The sequence below is a fragment of the Flavihumibacter sp. UBA7668 genome, assembly GCF_002483205.1.
GTDB lineage: Bacteria > Bacteroidota > Bacteroidia > Chitinophagales > Chitinophagaceae > Flavihumibacter.
The window spans coordinates 569,154-591,049 of the sequence record NZ_DLHM01000004.1 but is presented as its reverse complement, the minus strand read 5'-3'; the positions used below and the strand labels follow the sequence as shown (position 1 = coordinate 591,049).

The 21,896-nt window shown below is 42.5% G+C and carries 19 protein-coding genes; 7 read left to right on the top strand and 12 right to left on the bottom strand.

What is annotated here, in order from left to right; all coding sequences use genetic code 11:
* Window positions 1–33: 33 nt before the first annotated feature.
* The 4 genes from B2746_RS10580 to B2746_RS10565 all read right to left on the bottom strand — a co-directional run bounded on the left by B2746_RS10580 (window position 34) and on the right by B2746_RS10565 (window position 5,958).
* Window positions 34–1,323: a glycosyltransferase family 4 protein gene (locus tag B2746_RS10580; protein WP_290793241.1), complete on the bottom strand. Its 1,290-nt coding sequence runs from the start codon at window positions 1,321–1,323 to the stop codon at window positions 34–36.
* Between the two features lie 9 nt (window positions 1,324–1,332).
* Entirely contained in the window at window positions 1,333–2,700 is a 1,368-nt protein-coding gene (locus tag B2746_RS10575) for a lipopolysaccharide biosynthesis protein (RefSeq protein ID WP_290793239.1), read from the bottom strand.
* A 117-nt stretch (window positions 2,701–2,817) separates the two neighbouring features.
* Window positions 2,818–5,121: a GumC family protein gene (locus B2746_RS10570; protein WP_290793236.1), complete on the bottom strand. Its 2,304-nt coding sequence runs from the start codon at window positions 5,119–5,121 to the stop codon at window positions 2,818–2,820.
* A gap of 30 nt (window positions 5,122–5,151) precedes the next feature.
* Entirely contained in the window at window positions 5,152–5,958 is an 807-nt protein-coding gene (locus B2746_RS10565; RefSeq protein WP_290793234.1) for a polysaccharide biosynthesis/export family protein, read from the bottom strand.
* A 401-nt stretch (window positions 5,959–6,359) separates the two neighbouring features.
* Here B2746_RS10565 and B2746_RS10560 point away from each other — a divergent pair, with 401 nt between their 5' ends.
* On the top strand, window positions 6,360–10,097 hold the full coding sequence (locus B2746_RS10560; RefSeq protein ID WP_290793231.1) for a PKD domain-containing protein: 3,738 nt from the start codon (window positions 6,360–6,362) through the stop codon (window positions 10,095–10,097).
* A 73-nt stretch (window positions 10,098–10,170) separates the two neighbouring features.
* Here the strand turns inward: B2746_RS10560 and B2746_RS10555 are convergent, their stop codons facing one another.
* The 3 genes from B2746_RS10555 to B2746_RS10545 form a co-directional block, all read right to left on the bottom strand.
* Window positions 10,171–12,342, bottom strand: a complete 2,172-nt coding sequence (locus tag B2746_RS10555; RefSeq protein ID WP_290793228.1) for a sialate O-acetylesterase — start codon at window positions 12,340–12,342, stop codon at window positions 10,171–10,173.
* Window positions 12,343–12,715: 373 nt separating this feature from the next.
* Window positions 12,716–14,353: a chaperonin GroEL gene (groL, locus tag B2746_RS10550; protein WP_290793225.1), complete on the bottom strand. Its 1,638-nt coding sequence runs from the start codon at window positions 14,351–14,353 to the stop codon at window positions 12,716–12,718.
* 35 nt (window positions 14,354–14,388) lie between these two features.
* Window positions 14,389–14,670 (bottom strand): co-chaperone GroES, encoded by a 282-nt coding sequence (locus tag B2746_RS10545; RefSeq protein WP_150846796.1) that lies wholly within the window; start codon window positions 14,668–14,670, stop codon window positions 14,389–14,391.
* A 225-nt stretch (window positions 14,671–14,895) separates the two neighbouring features.
* On the opposite strand from B2746_RS10545, the gene B2746_RS10540 reads away from it, so the two are divergent.
* The 6 genes from B2746_RS10540 to B2746_RS10515 all read left to right on the top strand — a co-directional run bounded on the left by B2746_RS10540 (window position 14,896) and on the right by B2746_RS10515 (window position 18,641).
* Window positions 14,896–15,237 carry a hypothetical protein gene (locus B2746_RS10540; protein ID WP_290793222.1) on the top strand — a complete coding sequence of 114 codons (342 nt, stop codon included), beginning with the start codon at window positions 14,896–14,898 and terminating at the stop codon, window positions 15,235–15,237.
* 71 nt (window positions 15,238–15,308) lie between these two features.
* A complete protein-coding gene (gene nusB, locus B2746_RS10535; RefSeq protein ID WP_290793219.1) occupies window positions 15,309–16,232 on the top strand; it encodes a transcription antitermination factor NusB in 924 nt (307 codons plus the stop codon).
* A 7-nt stretch (window positions 16,233–16,239) separates the two neighbouring features.
* Window positions 16,240–16,713: a DUF1573 domain-containing protein gene (locus tag B2746_RS10530; RefSeq protein ID WP_290793216.1), complete on the top strand. Its 474-nt coding sequence runs from the start codon at window positions 16,240–16,242 to the stop codon at window positions 16,711–16,713.
* A 61-nt stretch (window positions 16,714–16,774) separates the two neighbouring features.
* Window positions 16,775–17,101, top strand: a complete 327-nt coding sequence (yajC, locus tag B2746_RS10525; protein ID WP_290793214.1) for a preprotein translocase subunit YajC — start codon at window positions 16,775–16,777, stop codon at window positions 17,099–17,101.
* Window positions 17,101–17,679 carry a dephospho-CoA kinase gene (coaE, locus tag B2746_RS10520; RefSeq protein ID WP_290793211.1) on the top strand — a complete coding sequence of 193 codons (579 nt, stop codon included), beginning with the start codon at window positions 17,101–17,103 and terminating at the stop codon, window positions 17,677–17,679. Before yajC ends, coaE begins: the two co-directional genes overlap by 1 nt.
* Window positions 17,680–17,729: 50 nt before the next feature.
* Window positions 17,730–18,641: a hypothetical protein gene (locus B2746_RS10515; RefSeq protein WP_290793208.1), complete on the top strand. Its 912-nt coding sequence runs from the start codon at window positions 17,730–17,732 to the stop codon at window positions 18,639–18,641.
* A 106-nt stretch (window positions 18,642–18,747) separates the two neighbouring features.
* Here B2746_RS10515 and B2746_RS22835 read toward each other — a convergent pair whose 3' ends face one another.
* The 5 genes from B2746_RS22835 to B2746_RS10495 form a co-directional block, all read right to left on the bottom strand.
* Window positions 18,748–18,966 (bottom strand): RHS repeat-associated core domain-containing protein, encoded by a 219-nt coding sequence (locus B2746_RS22835; RefSeq protein WP_414655284.1) that lies wholly within the window; start codon window positions 18,964–18,966, stop codon window positions 18,748–18,750.
* 216 nt (window positions 18,967–19,182) lie between these two features.
* The gene (locus tag B2746_RS10510) at window positions 19,183–19,377 is read right to left on the bottom strand and encodes a hypothetical protein (protein WP_290793205.1); all 195 of its coding nucleotides are present in this window, start codon (window positions 19,375–19,377) and stop codon (window positions 19,183–19,185) included.
* A 305-nt stretch (window positions 19,378–19,682) separates the two neighbouring features.
* A complete protein-coding gene (locus tag B2746_RS10505) occupies window positions 19,683–19,967 on the bottom strand; it encodes a hypothetical protein (protein WP_290793202.1) in 285 nt (94 codons plus the stop codon).
* Between the two features lie 2 nt (window positions 19,968–19,969).
* Entirely contained in the window at window positions 19,970–20,776 is an 807-nt protein-coding gene (locus B2746_RS10500) for a hypothetical protein (protein WP_290793200.1), read from the bottom strand.
* 425 nt (window positions 20,777–21,201) lie between these two features.
* Window positions 21,202–21,894 carry a hypothetical protein gene (locus tag B2746_RS10495; protein WP_290793198.1) on the bottom strand — a complete coding sequence of 231 codons (693 nt, stop codon included), beginning with the start codon at window positions 21,892–21,894 and terminating at the stop codon, window positions 21,202–21,204.
* Between the last annotated feature and the right edge of the window lie 2 nt (window positions 21,895–21,896).

Here is a 21,896-nt window from a genome sequence, read left to right as displayed (position 1 = left end):
CCAATAACAAAAGTATTTGTAAAAACTGCTTCACTAACTTACCTGATGTTGAATTGTTTTAGAACGACTTTGTTCCAAAATTGTAGTATAAATAGATTCCAGTTGCTCCACAATTTTCCCGGGTTCATGCCTGGATACTGCCCGCTTTCTTGCTTTCACGCCCATTTCCACAGCCTTCTCAGGAAACAAGGCAATATCAAGAATATTTCTGGCAAGCAGGTATTGATCATTATCAGGATACAAAACACCTTCACTTCCATTCTTCATTAGGGAACTCACACCTCCTGTATTGGCAGCAATAACCGGCATGCCGAGCAACATGGCTTCACACACGCTATTTGGACTGTTGTCAATATGTGACGGATGCACAAAAACATGGCTTTTTGTTAGCCGATCCACCAATTGATCGGCATTTACCGGGCCATGAAAAACAACCGGATAGCTTGTAAAGCTGTCTTTTAGCAAATTTTCGAATAAGCGAACCAATTGATGCCCTTTATCAATCCCATATATATTCCAGACAAATTCCAGATCAGTTTGCTCTTTTATCAACCTTACTGTTTTCAGAATAATATCAAGCCCTTTATAAATATTCGGATTAATGGTTGTACTAATAACAAATGGATGAGCAGTTTCTGGCTGCTTCCATTTTTTTTCCATAAAGATTGGCCGGATTACCTCCTCACAGTGATAATAGAATGAGCCTGGTGAAAGCAATTTGCTTACCGATTCATCCCAAAAAGTGCGACCCATATAATATTTGCAGTATGAAAATATCTGCCGTTCACGGCGAGCCATTTTTGAAATGGTTCGGTAATCAAAATATAATCCAGTTCCTCTGATGCTATCTTTCAAAGGAGTTCTGAATAAAATAGAGCTGTTGGAAACACCCCGTGGAAACCAATTATCGAGATAAGGCGTAAGGATTCCCTGGATATGCAATACAACCGGCGTATTTACATATTTTGCCACCATTCCGAACACTTCTTCAGAACCAAATACATGGATCAGATCCGGTTTAAACTGGTCAATTATTTTTAATAATTTGAAAATTTTTGTATCGGTAGGAAGATTGAGAAAGAATCGATCCTTAATACGGGTCAACGCATTTTTCTCTTCCAATGCAATGGCGAAATAGGTTGTTGACCCTTTTACAATTTTTTTGTCCTCCTCCAGAGGATAAAAAAAGGCCACTCCCAATTCAATGGAAGTTGCTTCTGTAACCAGTGTTTCCAGGGATGAAATCCATCCTCCCCCTTTACTTAATGCACCTAGTTCAGCTGCAGCATTGGAGGGAGTATTTGAAAACCAGAGAACTTTCATTGGGTCGTATTATTTATTCCAGATACCTGTTGCAGATTGCTGAATGATTTTTCTGTATTGCAGGGGCGCAATAAATATTCCATAAACATTACATAAAATGGATGAGTAAATGAGCCCGGCTTGTCCAAAGTACCTGCCCAGAAAAATTGCCAGCGGAATAAAAAGTATTGGAGCAATTATACTGGTCAGAAATTGAAGAAACACCTTTCCCGTTCCATTTATAAAAAACACAAAAATGGAACCAAATGAACTGCTGATAAAATACAACCACATGGCAAATCCGGCATGCAAAGAATACCTCACGGAATCCCCCACCCAAAATTTTATCACTGGTATACTTACCAATAACATCAGTAATCCGCCTGCAGAAATCAAAGCCCATATTTTCAGCAGTTTATTGATCGTTTGTTTTATCCAGGGAATATCGTTTTTATGATAGGCATCCGAAAACGCCACCCAGAATGGAGACATTACAATCGAAAAAACCATGGTTATTATGCCGAAATATTTATAATTGATATTGTAAGAAGTCACTTCATCCGCATCATATAACTTAAGCAATAAGATATTGGTAGTCTGATAAAGTATAATTGCAGCAATCTGGATTACAAAAAATTTCACCCCCAATCCCATCAGGATTCTGGAATAAGAAAAATTTATACTCTTAAAGGAAGGTGCAATCAACCTGTATTTTGTTTTAAAATAAAACAGACTGGAAAAGAAATAAACAACCAATGGTGTTGCACTGAATGCCAGTCCGAGATAGAGCAGATTTCCTTCTGTTGTTTTCGTCAGAATAAAGATAATGGCAAGGGAAAGCAGGTTTCCCATAAAACTCAGGAAAGATGCTATAGAAACCTGTTGGTGCGCCGTCAGAATAACTACGATTGTCTGCAATATAAACTGAAGGCAAAAGAGAATAAATACCAGTGAAATCAGGCTCCTCAATTCGGGTTCCATTTCGGCCGGAAGACTAAGAACAGCACTCCAATTAATAAAATGATGAACAACCAGAAATATAACTACAAAAGCCAGCACCAATAAACACAGTATGGCATAGGTTGTACTTACCAGTGTTTTAGCGAGATCCTTATCATCCTTTGCCAGTGCTTCCGCCAGCTTATTTTTCAACCCATTTCCCAGACCTATATCAAAAAAACTAAACCAGGCGATAATAGAACTTAATGCCAGCCAGATCCCATATTGGGTTGCATTGACGTATTTAATGGTCAGAGGAACCAGTAACAGACTGATAAAGACACTGCCACCTTTTACGAAAAGCGACCCAATAATATTCCGGATAGCCAGTTTGGTGCGGGCATTATCCGACTGAAGTATATTGGAAAAAAGTTTGGTGCTTAAGATTTTTGCTCGCATAATTGGTGGTTACCGGCCAAAGCTTCGCCTCCTCAGTCACACCTACAGGCGCAACCAGGTACGATCGATCTAATCAAAACCTATGAAATGCTGGAAAGAAAAGCTGTACGAAACCGGTTATGCACCAGGATTATTACCGTACCCGAATCCGTTCCCAAACATTTTTACTCCCCATCCCCGGCCTTTTACGGCATTGAATACATAAGCGGGGTTCTTCAGCGCTTCCATATGCCCGTTATACAAGAGCATTGTCAGGTTCGCTTTGGATGTAACTCCTTGTCTGATAACGAATAAACTTGCGTCTGCAATATGTGAAATGGCCTGAATATTTACATCATCACTGAATGCAGGGCCAACTATCACGATATAATCATAAGAAGCCGACAATTCATTGATCAGATTTTCGAGCTTATCGCTTACCAGCCATTCTGCATTGCCTTCATTGGATGCCCCTACAGGAAGGATCGTTAATCCCTTTGTAACTTTATCAGCATGCAACAATGCTTGTAATGGAACGGCTTCACTGAAATAATCAACAATGCCTTTGGCATTTTCCAGATTATACAGTGTACTGATTTCATGCGTATAAAAATCCAGATCAATTAAAACTACCCGGGCATTGGTCATAGCCAGACTGACTGCCAGGTTGGATGACAGGTATGCTTTCCCCTCTCCCCTGTTGGCGGAGGTTATAATTACTTTTTTGTACTGGTTATTATTGGCCCCAAAAAACAATTGATTACGCAGGCTTTTCAACTGCCCTGATATGGGCGAAGCCGCATCATTCCTAACCAGATAAGGATCCCTGGAGGAATCATAGGAAATTTCACCCAATACAGGGATGGAAGACAACTTCTCCAGTTCCGAACGGAATAATATTTTTTTATTCAGTCCCTCTTTCAGACTAACCCATACAATACCTGCACCCAACGCAAAAATCAAAGCAGCCAGGTATAGCACAAATTTATTCGGACTAACTGGCATTACCGAAGAATAAGCTTTATCAATGATCCGCGTATCACCTTTATTGGTGGATGTAAAGGATAATGCAGCCTCTTCTCTTTTTTCCAAAAGAAATGCATACAATTGATTTTTAATAGCCTGCTGACGGCTGATTTCAATCAATTGTTTTTCTTTTTGAGGAATGGTACTCAGCATGGCAGAGTAACGGCTACCCGTACTCGCAAAACTATTTCGGGAAATATTCAGATTGATTTTCTGATTTCTTACATTTTCAAGTATCCCTGGTTTTAAGGAATTGATTTCCTCCCGCAGACTAATCAGAATAGGACTGTTTTCACCCGTTGTTCTTTTTAATTTTTCATACTCCAGCTGGGTATCATTCAATTTATCCAGCATTTGATTCAGTGAGGGATCATTTACCCCTACTGCCGATGGAACAATGCCTGAGCTGGATGCTTCTTTTTGTACGATGAACTTTTCCACCTCATCCAAAACAGCAATTTGGTTTTTGATCTGTTCCAGCTGACGATCATATTGTCCAACATTGTCCAGATACTGCCTTCCCTGGGCACTGATATCAATAACTCCGGTATTGGTACGATATCGTTGAATTTCATTCTCAACTGAATCCAATTGTCCGGCTACCGAACGAATCCGATTTTCCACCATGGCCACTGTATTGGCAGCCCGCTGGTTTTTATCTTCAATTTCAGCCTCTGTATAAACCTTTACCAGTTCATTGAGAATATCCTCTGCACGGTCAGGCACCTGGTCTTTAATTGAAATATTAATAACCGTTGCAAGTTTGCTGGCAGGAACAACTTTCAGCCGATTCATCAGAGATGCCTGCACCGGCTGAACAGGATAAATAGTGAAATACAATGATCTGGTTACGGTGTCACCATTGTACTTATAATTGGGTACAAAACTGATTTCACCCCATTTTGTGGCCACCCATTGATTAATGGGAAAATTATCTTTACCAATGGTAACGGATCTGTCATCACGGTTGAAAACAAAAGGAATTTTTTCTGCTTTTTTAATTCTTGTGGGATCTTTAAACCGAACCTTTATAGGAGTTGTCAGATAGGCCGGCATCTGTCTGAACTTGGTCTCTTCCATAACATCCGCATAGAGTCCCAGATTATTTACCACATCCGAAATAAAGGAATGGGATTTTAAAATTTCAATTTCATTCTCAACCAGTTTTTTACCGCGGAAGAGGTTGAGATCCTGCAGCATATCTGATTCATTCAAACCTTTGGATTCATCCTTGATTACTACGGATGAATAGGCTTCATAAACCGGAATGGTGAATTTGCCATAAGCATAGGCTATTGCCAGGAATAAAATTATCAGTAATAAATACAGTGGCCAGAAAGGCATGTATTTCTGCAGCAATTGTTTAAAAAGATCATCCTCTTTCGCCCGGAAAGTCTTGTTTTGTGTTGGAGGCATATCGTTCGATTTCAGAGTTATCAAAAAGTATTACCGGAAAACCCGGTCAACTATAATAGCAAGTAATGCAAAACCACTTAACAGTGCCGGCAGCAATTGAGTAAATCGGCTGGTACTTTGCACTCTGGCTTTATTCGCCTCCACATATATAATATCGTTGTTCTTCAGAAAATAATAGGGCGATCGGAATAAGGATTCATCATTCAGATTAATCCGGCGGGTGATTTTTTTATTCCCTTCTTCCCGAATCAGTAAAATATTATCACGTTTTGCAGTAAGTAATAAATCACCGGCCATTCCAATGGCTTCCAGCATACTGATCCGCTCATTGGCAACAGAAACCACAGACGGTTTCCCTACTTCTCCCAATACAGTTACCCGGAAATTCAGGATTCGAACATTTACAATTGGATCCACCAATAATTTCCTGCTTGCAAGCGCAAGTGTGAGAGAATCTGTAAACTGTTGTTTGGTTAAGCCTGCAGCCTGTAAACGACCAAGCATCGGAAAAGTGATAACGCCTTCCGGATCCACCAGGTAACCTACCGGTGCCTGTGTATTGTTGGTATTTCCAAAATATCCGGCAGGAGTCGTATTGGTTAAATTGAATGGAAGATTTGCATCCGGATTTAAAGAACTGATATTGATTCCAAGTATATCCGCTTTTTGGATGATCGGATCCAGGTTGGCATCCACAAGCGGGTACTGGGCGGGATAAGAATCATTAAAATACCGCGATTTTTCAACGCTGGCGCATCCTACAAAAAATACGCTTAGAGCCAGCAGCAGTAAGAACCGGCCATAATTGGCGCACACAGGTAACACGAAACGATTCATGAGGTAACAGGGGTTTAATGGTAAACACAACTTTAACATCTGTAACAGACATAGTAATTCCCATAGGAATTGTACGCATGCTAAAGATGCGTAAAAGTAATACATCACCTGACTTTATACAAATGTTTGGTATGATTTACCGATTACCAAATCTGGTCGTTCTCTAGGGTGGCACTGGATTAAAATAAACAACTGGCTATCAGCTGTTTAAAAGTTTTCATTCGATGCTAAGGGTTTACCATTAACGTAGACCTACGTGAAAAATTGCGTGCCCTTAGATGTATTTCGAACAATTTGTGGAATACTCTACACGTTTTATTGTTTCAACTGTGAATATTTTTTACCGGTATTTCTGGCACAGAATTTGGTAAAAACATTAACAGTTCAGAAAATCCAATATCATGAAATCCAGTACCCGCACTCATGTAGTGAAAACCTGTGCGTCGGTGTGTCTGCTCCTGTCGAGCTTATTCACCAAAGCACAATCCGGCATCATCTTTTACGATGATTGTGAAGCAACGAATAAACCTGTAATGGTTGGGACCAACGGAAACGTTTCCGCGGGCTGGACCAGCAGACAGGGAAGCAGCACAAACAGTTCAATTGGCCGGTCTAACGCCTATGCACGCAAAGGCTCCTTCAGCTACAAACACACGTTAAGCAATTCCACCAACGACGGGTGGCAGTACATGAAAGCAGAATTGGCCTGGAACTTTCTTCCGGCAGGTTCTCCGCTTGGGACAGTAGGAGACAACACCTCCTTTTACCGCCAGCCACTCGGACTTCGCTGGATGGCCGCATCCACCCTTATTCCTCCCTCCAATATGGATCAGAACACGATCACTTCGATCCTGTTTAATACCAAACCTGTTGAGGACGACTGGCCCACGCCTACCTATCTTGCCATGGAAAATGGGAGATATGTATTCATTATCACAAAACTTTCTTCATCTGGTGCCACAACCATAACCAAAACCGATGTAGGCCCGGTTATCAAAGGCCAATGGGAAGACTGGGTGATGAATCGTGATTTCACCTCTTCTTCTTCCGGTTTTGTACGCCTCTATAAAGCGGGTAAACTGGTAGCCGAATACATCGGACCAAACTGGAAAGAAGATGGCCGCCACAGTAAAGAACCCTATATGCAAATGGGACTTTACAAATGGGCTTTCGGAAATAACCACAACCCGGCTCCCAATGTAAATTCTGTTGAAATGTACATGGATGAAGTTCGGTTTGGAAATCAAAATGCCAAACTGGAAGATTTCCTGCTCGACGGCACCACCGCTCCTCCCCCAACCAACCAATTACCAACAGTAAACCTCGGAAACAATCGAACCATAACTCTACCCACCAATTCTATTTCTATCACCGGAACTGCTGCTGATGCTGATGGAAGCATCAGTTCCTTTCGCTGGTCGCAGGTTTCGGGCCCCAATACAGCAACTATTGCAAACGGAACAACTGCCACTGCTGGTTTTTCTAATCTGGTGCAGGGCACTTATAGTTTTCGCCTTACTGTTACGGATAATGCAGGCGGTTCCGCCTCGGCTACCGTTTCAGTAACCGTGAATCCTGAAGTAGTACAAAATACTCCACCTGTAGCAAATGCAGGAAATGCTATCACAATCAGTTTACCAACCAATACGGCCACGCTTTCAGGATCAGGTACGGATGAGGATGGAACAATTGCCTCTTTTCGCTGGCGCCAGATTAGCGGTCCAAATACGGCTACAATAAATAATGCCGCACTTGCTGGAACGTTGATCTCTGGCCTGCTTCAGGGTTCCTATAGTTTTCGGTTAACCGTAACCGATAATGATGGTGCCACTCATTCAGATGATGTTACGGTAACGGTAAATCCCGCGCCGGTGGATAATGCCGCGCCGGTATCAAACGCAGGATCAAACAGAAATATTACATTACCAACCAATTCTACCAATATTTCCGGATCAGGAACCGATGCAGACGGAACAATTGCCTCCTATCGCTGGCGTCAGATGAGCGGTCCAAATACTGCTACCATCGCCAATGCAGCAGCAGCAGGTACCAGTGTATCCGGATTAATTCAGGGCACCTACACCTTTCGGTTAACTGTAACCGATAATGATGGTGCTACTCATTCAGATGACATGAATGTTACCGTTAATCCTGCACCAAACCAGGCTCCAACCGTGAGTGCAGGCAGAAACAGAACCATCTCTTTACCAACCTCAAGTACCAGCTTATCCGGTTCTGCTATTGATGCTGATGGTACAATTGCAAGTTATAGCTGGATCCAGATAAATGGGCCTTCAACCGCAACCATTGCAAATGCTACTACCGCAACTGCTACCGTTTCAGGATTGGTTGCCGGCGTATATACATTCCGTCTTCGGGCTACCGATAACGATGGCGCCACCGCCAGTGATGATGTGACAGTGACCGTTTATGCTGAAGCTGTAGCCAATGAAGCACCGGTTGCCGGGGCAGGTAGCAATCGCACCATAACCTTGCCAACCAATAGTGCCGCTTTAAATGGTACAGGAACGGACAGTGATGGAACCATTGCTTCCTACCGCTGGACCCAGGTAAGCGGACCAAGCACGGCTTTGATTAATCCGGTTACTGCTGCAAGTACAACGGTATCCGGACTGGTTGCCGGAACCTATGTATTCCGCTTAACCGTAACGGATAATGATGGAGCTTCGGATGCAGATGAAACAACCGTTGTTGTGAATCCGGCACCAATTCCAAATGCAGCACCTTCCGCCAATGCAGGGTCAAACAGATCAATCACACTTCCGACCAATTCCACTACCCTTTCTGGTTCCGGAACGGATAGTGACGGAACGATTGCATCCTATCGCTGGTCTCAGGTAGCCGGACCAAATACCGCTACCATTGCTGCAGCAAGTTCAGCAGGTACCGGCATCTCCAGCCTGATAGAAGGAACCTATACCTTCCGTTTAATAGTAACAGATAATGATGGCGCCCGTGATGCTGATGATGTAATAGTAACCGTGAATCCGGCTCCGGTTGTTGCAGTAAAAAAAGCACCGGTTTCCAATGCAGGTGGTAAAAAAACAGTGAATAGCAAATCAACCTCACTGGATGGCAGCTCTTCTTATGATACAGATGGATCCATTGTTGCCTACTCCTGGAAACAAAACAGCGGTCCTAATATCGCTACCATCTCATCCACTAAATCTGCTTCTACAACGGTTAGCAATCTGGTTACAGGTACCTACTATTTCCAACTGGACGTAACTGATAATGACGGACTCAAATCAGCCAGTACCCTGACACTGGAAGTATTACCTCCTCCGGTTGCACCGGTAGCAAGGGCGGGAAATAATATCACTATCTCTCTTCCAACCAACCGCACAGAATTGAATGGTGCAGGTTCAACCGATGCTGATGGCAGTATCCGTTCTTATCGGTGGACACAGGTAAGCGGACCAGCAAGTTCAGGGATCTTAACTCCAACTTCCAGCAAAACTGCTGTTACCAACCTGGTGCTTGGGACCTATCAGTACCAATTGGAAGTGACAGACAATGCCGGATTGAAAGGAACAACAACCGTATCAGTAAGGGTACTCGCCAATAGAGCTCCTGTAATTGTTACTAATGATTCGGTGGAAGTAATCCTGCCTTCTGACACCGCTTCCCTGAATGCAAGTGAATCCTATGACCCCGATGGTACCATCCGCCTTTTCCAGTGGAAACTGGTAAATGGACCAAGCAATGCCGTGTTGAATAATCAGAATACATCCATTGTAAATCTAAGCGGACTTGTAACCGGTATTTACACCTTTGAAATTCTGGTTCGTGATAATGGAAGTATTACGGTTCGTAAGGAAGTAACGGTAACAGTTAGAGGTACATCCGGCAAGGAACGTCTCTCCATGAAGCTCTATCCGAATCCGGTAGCCAGCAATGGACTGGTAACCCTCCGACTGGATGATAATTCAACCGGAAAAGGAACCATCCGATTCTACAGCATCAGTGGAGTACTGGTTATGCAGGATGAAGTGAACAAAAACACGACCCACTTCACCAAAACCTATAACCTTGCCAATTTTGCCGCAGGTACGTATGTGATCCGCGTTCAATTTGAAGGAATGCCACCTTCCGTAAGGAAGTTCCAGAAGCAATAACACGTATGGTTGATATACAAAGAGGCTGCCTCACTTGAGACAGCCTCTTTTTTATTCGAAGTACTAACCCTTTTTATTTTGCTTTCACCACCCTGATCTGCTGGGTTTCCGTTGGTGTAACTACCCGTACAATATAGGTACCCGGATTATAATCCAGCAATTCACCCATTGAAAACTGATTATTCCCCTTTTGCAGTTGAAGCTTGCGGGAAGACAATAAGCGTCCGGATGCATCATGCAAATTAATAGTTGCCAATGCTGCTTCATTCATATTAATCGTTGCATTAGCTGAACCAGCAACGGGATTCGGATACACCCTGAATTCTTTTACTGAATTAAGGCGATTATTTACGGTTACCACCTGGCTGTATAATTCCCGTCCATCCTGCTGAATGGCACGGATCCGGTAATGGCTTACGGTAGTATTCGGCTTATTGTCGGTGAAATCGTACTGAATGTTTCCATCCTGACCGGTTCCATACATATCATAAATCTGCTTGAATGAATTTCTTGTTTCCCCGCGCTCCACAATAAACTGATCAAACCGCTCATTGGATTCCACTTTCCAACGCAGGGTGTTGGCAACTCCGGACCTGGAAACAGTTAGAGAAAGCGGATCGATAGGCAGCGAACCTGGTGTTATTGGAAGTGAAAAGCCTAATAAACCCAAACCTCCGGAATTCACAATACTTGGTGCGTTATATGCATCGCGGCCATGGTAGGATAAACCTGTTGGAATAGTATTGGACGGATTATTAAAATTAAATACAACAGAAAAACCATTTATTGTGACGGAAGTAATTGTATAAGAAGATGGCCCCTCCACTCTAAACACGGAAGTTATCTGAGTTCCTAATGGATCTGTCAAAATAGAATAGGTATCAGCTAAATTACTCAACTCGATAGTTATCTGGTTTGGTGCACCATTAAGATTAGTACCTGTAAAATCTATACCTGTTGGATAAAAAGAACGGGTATTAGTTTGCTCGGGTAGTCCATATAATTCTTGACGAACAAGAGTAGTCATGCGATTGGCAATATACTGGTAGCCAGTATTTCCATATCTGTAGTGACAATACCAAGTACCTTCATATACATGATTAAGATTTTGTGTAGAAATAATTTCTATATCAGAATTGGCATTTGCAATTTCTAATTGTGCTTGAATAATGGGAATAGTCGCATTTATTGAAGATTGACCGGGATAAATGTTACACCCCATCCGTACTTGAAACATAAATGTTTTAACTAATGCCGGGTAATCAGATTCCCATTCGCTATGTAGACCCGTAAATTCATTTATATAGGTATTTTTTGCAGTAGACTCTAAAAGTGGATTTAATTGTACATTTATTATATCAGATTCACCCTGCCACCATAATATTCCTCGAATGGATGTTCTTAAGCCTGATTCATTTGCTCTTCTAAGCAACCTGCTATAATTATTTGATCCATCCCCTGCACCATCCTGTTGCGCTGAAAAATTTTTCCTGAAATAGGGAATATCAGAACCATATCCTCCATTGAGGATAGCCACTGGAACATTATTTGCTGTTGCCAATTCTTTGGCAAAACGCATACCCCACATTCCTGTATTGTAATCAGCCTGATAACTTGCAAGCCTATTCCCTACATTCCAATCGCTTGGACTTTCTGCATAACCTCGATTATCTGAACTACCATAAACCCTTACAAAATGATTATTTGGTTCATCAGCTGGCATATCACGTATGGGCAAATATTCAGCTAACGCATTTGATTGCCCCTGAATTATAAATGCATCCCCTGCAACCACTTGCTCTGCATCAGCCAATAATGTAAAATTGCCACCTAAAAATCCGTATAGTTCATATTTATGATCATTTAATTCCGCAATGAGATTATGAGTAATACTAAAATTTGCAATCCCAAATCCATTATAAGTCAGGGCTGAATTAATTGTACTGATTTGAGAATAAGTATAACCTGGTCCGGGCGCAGTATTATCTCTGTATACTCTTACCTGCAAAGATGTATATGGAACAGTATTATTAATTGTTCCTGCAATCGTAACAACCGCTACATCGGGGTTCGCATCTGGCGTAATCACCCTGGGATACAATTGAAAGTCTAAAGGAAAGCTTGTTAAAGTTCCATTGGGAATGGAAGGCAATACAGGTTGCGCATGGGTAAGGCTAACTAAAAGGGTCAGGATCAAGGTTAGCACAGAACTGACACACCAAATCTTTTGATTCGCTTGTTTCATTATCCGTAATTCGTTTTGTGGTTGAGGCACTAATTCAGAGTGGTGAGCTTCAATACGGATAATGGAGTTACAGTGGGCTTAACTCGATATGGATAGGTCAAAATTAGATCATAAATCCAGATTTCAAAATGCAGAAATTAAAATATTTTTCAACATTTAATCGTTGCAACGTCAATCAGGATAATAATCTTATAAAACTACAATATTTACCGCAAACCTTTGCGTATTTACATACAAAATCAGTAGGAATTAAGCAAATTCGTAATATTACGAATAGTAGTTCTACGTTAAAAAGTTATTCACATTCAATCGTTAATAAAAAAAACTGCCCTCCAACCGGGGGCAGTTTTTTTTATATTCTCCGATTTGGAAATTAATATCCCATATCTCCCATTCCACCACCATGGCCATGCGGAGCAGGCGCTGCTTCTTTAGCAGGCTTATCAGCAATAACACACTCGGTAGTCAGCAACATACCAGCAATAGACGCTGCATGCTCAAGGGCAACACGACCTACTTTGGTAGGATCAATTACCCCTGTTTTCAGAAGGTTTTCGAATTTCTCGGTGCGGGCATTGAAACCGTAATCACCTTTACCTTCACGAATCTGGTTGATGATTACAGAACCTTCCAGTCCGGCATTCTCAACAATGATACGCAATGGAGCTTCCAGTGAGCGACGTACAATCTGTACACCCAGTTTCTCATCTTCATTGCTGCTGCGGAAACCATCCAGTGCAGTGATTGCACGGATAAACGCCGTACCACCGCCAGGAACGATTCCTTCTTCTACAGCCGCACGGGTTGCATGCAGGGCATCATCCACACGGTCTTTCTTCTCTTTCATTTCCACTTCAGTAGCAGCACCTACATTCAGTACAGCAACACCACCGCTCAGTTTAGCCAGACGCTCCTGCAGTTTCTCGCGATCGTAATCGGAAGTAGTGCTTTCAATCTGAGATTTGATCTGATTGATGCGCTTGGTGATTTCGTCTTTTTTACCCTTACCACCTACGATAACGGTATTGTCTTTATCAATTGTAATGGAAGTAGCCTGTCCCAGATAGCTGAGGTCAGCATTCTCCAATTTGAATCCCTGCTCTTCGCTGATTACGGTACCTGCAGTCAGGATAGCGATATCCTGCAGCATTTCTTTACGACGATCGCCAAAACCCGGTGCTTTTACAGCAGCCACTTTCAGCGTACCACGCAATTTGTTTACTACCAGTGTAGCCAGTGCTTCCCCTTCCAGGTCTTCACTGATGATCACCAATGGACGACCACCCTGTGCTACTTTCTCCAGAATATGCAGAATGTCTTTCATTGCACCGATCTTCTTATCGTAGATCAGGATATAAGGATTCGACAATTCAGCGTTCATTTTTTCGCTGTTGGTAACGAAATAAGGAGAGATATAACCACGATCGAATTGCATACCTTCTACCACTTCTACAGTAGTATCGGTTCCTTTTGCTTCTTCTACAGTGATCACACCGTCTTTACCAACTTTCGCCATTGCTTCTGCAATCAGCTTTCCGATTTCAGGATCGTTGTTGGCAGAAATGGTAGCAACTGCTTCAATTTTCTTGGTATCGTTTCCGATTTTCTGGCTCTGGCCACGCAGTGCTTCCACTACTTTCTCCACCGCCTTATCAATACCGCGTTTCAAATCCATTGGATTGGCGCCGGCAGCCACGTTTTTCAGACCTTCGGTGATAATCGCCTGAGCCAGTACAGTAGCGGTAGTGGTACCGTCACCTGCAACATCAGCAGTTTTGCTGGCAACTTCTTTCACCATCTGGGCACCCATGTTCTCAATTGGATCTTCCAGTTCAATTTCTTTTGCTACGGTAACACCATCTTTAGTTACTGCAGGAGCACCAAATTTCTTTTCAATAACCACATTACGACCTTTTGGTCCCAGGGTTACTTTCACCGCATTGGCGAGGGTATCAACCCCTTTCTTCATTCTGTTTCTTGCTTCGAGGTCGAAGAAAATTTGCTTTGCCATAGTAGTTGACTTAAATAAAGTTGTTGAATGTTTAATTAGATAATAGCCAGGATATCACTTTCCCGCATAATCAGGAAATCACCACCTTCCAGTTGCAATTCTGTTCCGGCGTATTTGCCATACAAAACAGTGTCGCCAACTTTAACAGTCAGGGGCTCATCTTTTTTACCGGTACCGGCAGCCACGATGGTTCCACGTTGTGGTTTTTCTTTCGCTGTATCAGGAATAATGATACCGCCTGCAGTTTTCTCTTCAGCAGGGGCGGGCTTTACTACCACCCGGTCGTGCAAAGGAGTAATGTTCAACTTCTTAGCCATATTACTTGGTTTTAATTAAGTGATTTAGTAGATCCGGAGCGATGGCCCCGGGAGCGAGCAAGTAGGAACGAATAACATGCCAATCCGGTTTTTCAGGGCGATTAAAGCCATTTTTGCAGGAATCCGGCAATTTTTCGGCCCTTTCCGCGTTCTTCCTACTGACAGTCGATGTGTTCCGTGCCAATTTTTCAGGCCGCCGGAAGCTTCGGCAGTGCGTACCGGCATATGCTACGAATTCTATCATCTCTAAGCTATCTATTTCTGCTGCTAATCAGCAGCCTGCTTCTGTTTGCCTGTCAAAAATCCAGCTCGGAAGAACTGATCCTGACAGATAATCCGGCAGTGGTGCAAACTTGGCGCTATCCCTGCGGTCCGGCCTGCGATGCAGCCGCCTGGGTATTGGTTATGGAAAATGGGATCGCGTATGAAGCAATCAATTTACCCGCCGATTTTCAGCGGGATGAACAGCCTGTGCTGGTTCAATTCCAGAAAACCGGACAAAAAAATTCCCTCAACCCCGGAACCGGTTTGGAAATCATCTCCATCCTTAAGATAAGACCCCGTTAATTGATGCCCCTGCTTTTGGTCAACGCCCTGAAATGACCTAGCTTTGCCGCCTTAACAAAGTTCTTGGAGGTATGATCAGCAGAAGAATTATCAGGGTAAAAGTGATGCAGACCCTGTATGCACTGGATTCTTTCACCCAGCCGGCTAAACCTGGCGAACCCGTTCGATTATTAAATAAGCAATTTGACCAATCCCGACAATTATTACTGTACACCATTCATTTTATTACAGAAGTTGCCCGCTATTCTGAAACGGATGCCCGCAACCGCGCCAATAAACACCTGCCCTCCGCAGCTGATCTGGAAGTAAATACAAAAATCGCCGGCAATCAGTTACTCTGGAAAATCCTGGAAGATGCTTCTTATCAGGCTGCCATTAAGGAAGATCTGGTAGATAAATTTCTGGATAAGGAACTGGTTCGAAAAGTTTACCTGGAACTGGTTACCACACCTGAATACCAGGCCTATGTTCAGGTGCAGGGACGCGATTACAAGTCCGAGAAATCGATGCTGGAATTCATTTACAACAACCTGCTTATTACCAGAGAAGAATTCACCAGCCACCTCGAAGAAAACTTCAATAACTGGGACGATGACTGCGAGATGGTGCATCAGCTGGTGCAGCAATTCCTGAATAAACCCGGCAGTTTCAATTTTCAGGTAATGGTGAGTCCGGAAAAAATGGATTTCGCCAAAAGTCTCTTGAATGCGGTGATCGACAAGCGCGATATCACCCTCGACATGATCAAACCCAAATTGAAAAACTGGGACCCGGAGCGGATCGCCACCCTCGACATGATCCTCATGCAAATGGGCCTCTGTGAACTATTGTATTTCGAAACCATTCCACCCAAGGTTACGATCAATGAATACATCGATTTGGCCAAAGAATACAGCACACCGCAAAGTGGGCAGTTTGTGAATGGAATTTTGGATAATATTCATAAAGATCTGGTCAGAGATAATAAATTGCATAAAGTAAGTTTTAAAAAATAAATCCGACATGCGTATACTCTTTTTATCCATGCTGGCATTGGCGGTAGTTGCCTGCCAGAACAGTCCGGCTAAAGATGCCGAAGCAAGCGTTCCAGAATTAAGTACAACACCGGCAGCAGAAGCTGCCAACACGGTGGACAGCACCCAGTTTACTTCCATTGAGTGGCTTGATCAGGATAAAGACTATGGAAAAGTGACCGAAGGTCAGCAGGTGGAAGTTGCCTTCCGTTTCAAAAACAGCGGTACCAAACCCCTGGTAATTTATTCGGTTGCCCCTGCCTGTGGTTGTACGGCTGCAGAACCTCCGAAAGAGCCCATCCTTCCCGGCAAGGAAGGCGTAATCAAAGGTTCCTTCGACAGTAAAGGACGGATTGGCACCAACAATAAATCCATCCATGTACGTGCCAATACCAACGGCTCCATGGATCACCACCTTCAATTCAAAGTTGAAGTAGCCGCCGCAGCTGCTGCCGGTAAATAGCCCATTCACCTATTCACCTCATTCACTTATTCACCAATTCACTTATTCACAATTCACCAATATGACCAACTTAATCTTCCTACAAGCCGGTGGCGGCGGAATGACCCAGTTACTACTTCTGGGTGGTATGATCCTCGTATTCTGGCTTTTTATGATTCGTCCTCAGGCTAAAAAAGCGAAAGAAGCCAAAACCTTTCAGGAGAACATGCAGAAAGGCGATAAAATTGTAACCATCGCCGGCATTCATGGCACCGTAAACAAAGTAAATGAAGACGGCACCTTGATGCTGGAAACCTCTCCGGGTAGTTATATGAAGATTGAAAAATCTGCCATTTCTCTGGAGTGGACAAAAAACATCAACAAACCAGCACCAGCTGTGAAAGCATAATGTTGAAAATAGGCATAACCGGCGGTATCGGCAGTGGTAAATCGATGGTGGCAAGGGTGTTTGAACACCTCGGCATACCGGTTTATAAGGCTGATACCGCCGCCAAAAGCCTGATGAATGAAGATCCTGCCCTGCGTACTGCCATCACCTCCTTATTTGGGCCGGAAGCCTATCAAAACGGTGAATTAAACCGTTCTTATATTTCCTCCCTTGTTTTTAATGATCGTGCGAAATTAGACGCGCTTAATGCGATTGTACATCCGGCCACCATTCAGTTTGGCAGGGACTGGATGAACCGACAATCAGCCCCCTATGCCATTAAAGAAGCGGCCCTGATTTTTGAATCCGGTACCCAGGATGAGCTGGATTATGTGATTGGCGTGTCTGCACCTCTTTCTCTTCGCATTCATCGCGTCATGCAGCGTGATCAGATTACCCGCGAGCAGGTATTGCAGCGGATGGGCAATCAGCTCGATGAATCCCTTAAAATGAAGCTCTGCGATTTTGTCATTGTCAACGACGACCAGCAATTGGTGCTGCCACAGGTACTGTCCCTTCATGCCCACTTGACAAAATAGAATTAATTCTCTATTTTGGTCCCGATTTAACCGTACAATCCCCCGGAACCATGACCACCAAAAAGATTCTCTCCATACTTGCTTTTGTAGTGCTGGCAGTTTTACTTGATCGTTTTTCCGGTTATCTGCTGTCCAATTGTTATTTCTCTGACAAATCTGCCAAAGTGGATAAGCTGGTATATTCCGTTCTCAAAACAAAAGAAGATGTCTTGGTTTTTGGTTCTTCGCGTGCCCAGCATCATTATAATTCGGCGGTGCTGGAAGATTCCCTGAATTTAACCGTGTTTAATGCGGGTGCAGGCGGACAAAATATCTATTACCATACCGGGATTTTAAAAGCGGCGTTTGAGCGCTACCAGCCCAAGGTGGTATTGCTGGATATGTCCTATATCGATTATGAAGTGACCCCTCCTACCTGGGATCGGGAAAAACTGAGTTTACTCCTGCCCTTTACCCAAAAATCGGATGCTGCAAAAGAAACCGTTTTATTACGCGGACATTTTGAGCAATTAAAAATGCAGTCTGATTTATACCGCTTCAATTCCACCATTTATCAGATTGTGAAGAATAATGTGTCCGGTGAACTGGAACACCAGCAGGGTTATGTTGCCCTGAATCATGTGTACAATGGCGCGCCGCAAAAAGCGGTAAGTGCTGAAGCCGCAATCGATTCGGCCAAATTGAATTACCTGAGTGATTTTATTGAGTATGCGAAGAGCAATCAGGCAAAAGTAATTGTGCTGGTATCTCCCCACTATATAGAAAAGCACCAGAGTGCCAATCTAAATTTTGTAACCAATCTGCTGAAGGAGAAACACGGCATCAGTGTCTGGAATTACGAACAGGATCCCCAATACCTGAGCAAAAAAGAATGGTTCCACGATGCCTTTCACCTGAACGATGCCGGCGCAACTGTATTTTCCTCCGCCATTTCAAAGAGGATCAAGGAAGAAGTGCTGTAGCATGTTCCATCTATGTACCAAAGTTGCCTAATTCATGTGCCCACCCTCTGTGGCTGGTTAAAATTTCAGGCGCAGGGTATGCCAACTTCAGGCGGTTAGCACAGGGTTAGCACAAACCATCTTGATCTATTCCATCAATTGGTCTATTACTCGCAAATTGATATGGAGTAAGCATTGGATATTCCCCTTCTAATGGATCAATTGAAAGAAACCGTCCAATTCTTACATCGTATATCCTAAACCCATAATCCTGCTGATTCCCTGTACCCTTTACCTCATTATCATTCTCCTTCCCATTAAACCCATACCTATACTCCCCCCGCATTAAAACTTCTGCCCGGCATTACCATCCCATAGGAATAATAGTCCGTGGCCGTTTGGATATCGGCGTCATAGTATTCTATCAAAGAACCGTTCATGCGGGGGATCTGACCATCCCCGATGGTGGCCATCACATTCCCCAGATAATTGGTGATCTCGATCCCAGCCGCGATGAACCATAAATATACGACTCCCGGAGCACTGGCGTTGCGGTGACCTGTTAGGTGGCCAGTACATTGCCCTGCGCATCCCGCACATACCAGGTGGAAGCCGTTATTCCAGATGCCTCCACTTCCTTGTACACCCGGTTACCCGATGCATCATAGCGGTAGCGGATCACCGTACTGCCTTTATAGATATAAGACTTTCCGATCTGCGCAAAAAATACCAAAGTAAGAACTGGCAGAACAGGCAAGAATACTCCCTTATGTATTTAGTAGATATGTAAGAGGCGAATACTCCGCACACTACACCATCGATGAAGCAACCCACACCATTATCATTCAGGCCATACTCGCTTTTCCGAAAGACCAGGAAGTGAACTGGAAAAAAAATGAGGTATTACGTCGAAGTAAATACATCACGTATAAAAACGACTTGACCAAATCTAATTATTTAATGGTATTTCAAATAACCTTGTGCCTTCTAAAAAACACACCCATTACTTAACAAACTCTAATAAAGAAACGCCCCCCTTTTCTAACTTCATCACATTTTCCTTTAGATAAAATATTTTAACTGTTTTACTTTTTCTACTATATCATTGTATGAACGTGCTATATCTTCCCACTCACTTCCATCAAAAACATAAGACAAATAAAGTCCCGCCCTAAACCAATTCTTCTCTTGTTCGTCTATTGGTCTACCATCTTTCAGTCCAAGCTCAGTTAAGGCAAGTGCAATATCAATGGCATTGACATGAGTACTTATGTTTTGACCTTGTCTCGCTAATCGATACTCGCACAAACGTTGCCTTAATCTAATTACTTCAGTTTCTAATTCCATGTTTACTCCCTATTAATAATTTCGACATTCTTTTTCAACTCGGCACTAAATATCTGTAATCCTCCACCTTCCAATGGCGTTTTACCATCTTTGTAGTGGGGTATATCTTTTTTATGTGTTGAAGTCAATGCTTTAGTGGATTTAGCAATCTTCACAGTAAGTGTTTCAGCAACATCACTTGTTTTTAGTCCGATTTGCTCTGGAGTAGTTCCAGGTAAAGCAAAATAATTGCCGATTGTTCCTTCATTTCCAATGATTCGGTACTGAATCAATTCCATTTCTTCATCCAAATCCTGAGTAAATACTTGTTTTGAATACTCTATATAATCCGCTGCGACTCCCCATGCCTTTGAAAGTTCTTTACGCTTTTGAACTATCGGCTTAAATGATGAAAAAATTGGCTTCGATATCTTATTAATAGCCCTTCCAGTTTCATCCCCTGGGCCTGGTATGCCCGGCCCTTCATATCCTGTAAGTCCAGTAAAAATTGAAAACCCAATAGTTCCTGCTGTTTCCTGGTTCGCAACGGCACTCCAAAATAATGGTCTTAACAACGGCGCGGTCCTTCCACCAGTTAATACGGCTCCTCCACCAATTAACCACACACTCATTGCTTTGTTCCAAGCTTCTCGCTCCGATTCATCAACAACCATATCATTATTCACATCACCTTGGATCATATATTTTCTGGTCGACGGGCTCCATACACCAACCATCGGTGACCCCATGCCTTCCAAACCATCAATATCAATATTAAAAACAGGATTGTTACTTGCAAACTGATAAGGAGTTAATTCAGGAAAATCCATAACGGTATACACCCGAACCAGATTTTACCCCAGTTGTACAGCCGTCTTGCACCAGCTTTTTACTCAAAGAACTGCCGATGCTACTGCTTTTTTACAGGAATAGCCGGCTAATTGTTTAGTTTCATCCGTTGTGGTAAAGCTGATTCCTTGCTAATTAAGAGATACTGTTACTCTTATAATTGTCGGACACTTGAGGATCGTGTATTCTTTTTTTTGCCTTTAACGAACCAAACGTTTTAATAATCCAATCAATTCTGATCCTGATTTTAAATCCTTTAACGGAATAAAAAATGGCCAGTAAAGCCGATCCGGATATCCGGACGCCCAATTGTACAAAGACTGTAGACGTTGCACAGCATTGAAAAACCCCAAGGAATATTTTTCCTGACGGCTTTGTTATCGATTAATCAATACAAATGTGATTCTTATGATTTGCTTTTTACAAATTCACTCATTCGGTCGAGATAAAAATACAATTCTTCATAAATATTCCCCTTTGCTTTCTCCCTATCAAGCTCTGCTCTTAAGTAGTTAGCCATATTAAAAAACTCAGTTTCGTTTCGTAAGCACATCGCCAATAAAATTGAAATGAATAACGCATTGTTGCCAAAATTTTTCACAATCTCATGCTTATTCGAAGAATAATATTCTTGAAAACCCTTTAATTCGCAAAGTAAATATGCTAATGGAATTGCCTTGTTTTTTAGAGTATCCAGTGTCGCATTCATTGAATTCCTAGCTTCAGCCAAAGACCGAACTTCATTATAATATCCAGTTCGAAATTTATACTCACTATTCCGAAGTGAATCAATAAAATCTCCTTCAAAAAATCCTGTAGACCATTTTATAGATTCTTTAATTCCTGCAAACTCATAGAACTTCAATGTTATTTCTTGAAGCGCATTTATCCATATTATAACCCCAAAGGAATACTCGTAATTTGTTGGATAATAATTTAAAAAATCAAATGCGACTTCAATTCTACCTGATTGAATTGTCTTCTTAAAGCTTAACTGGCTTTTTACCAATTTGAAACCTTCCATTGAAAGAAGTTTATCAGCTTCCATCAATGCAAAGTTTTTTAAGTCAGCGTATTTAAACTCATCGTCAGCTAACATAA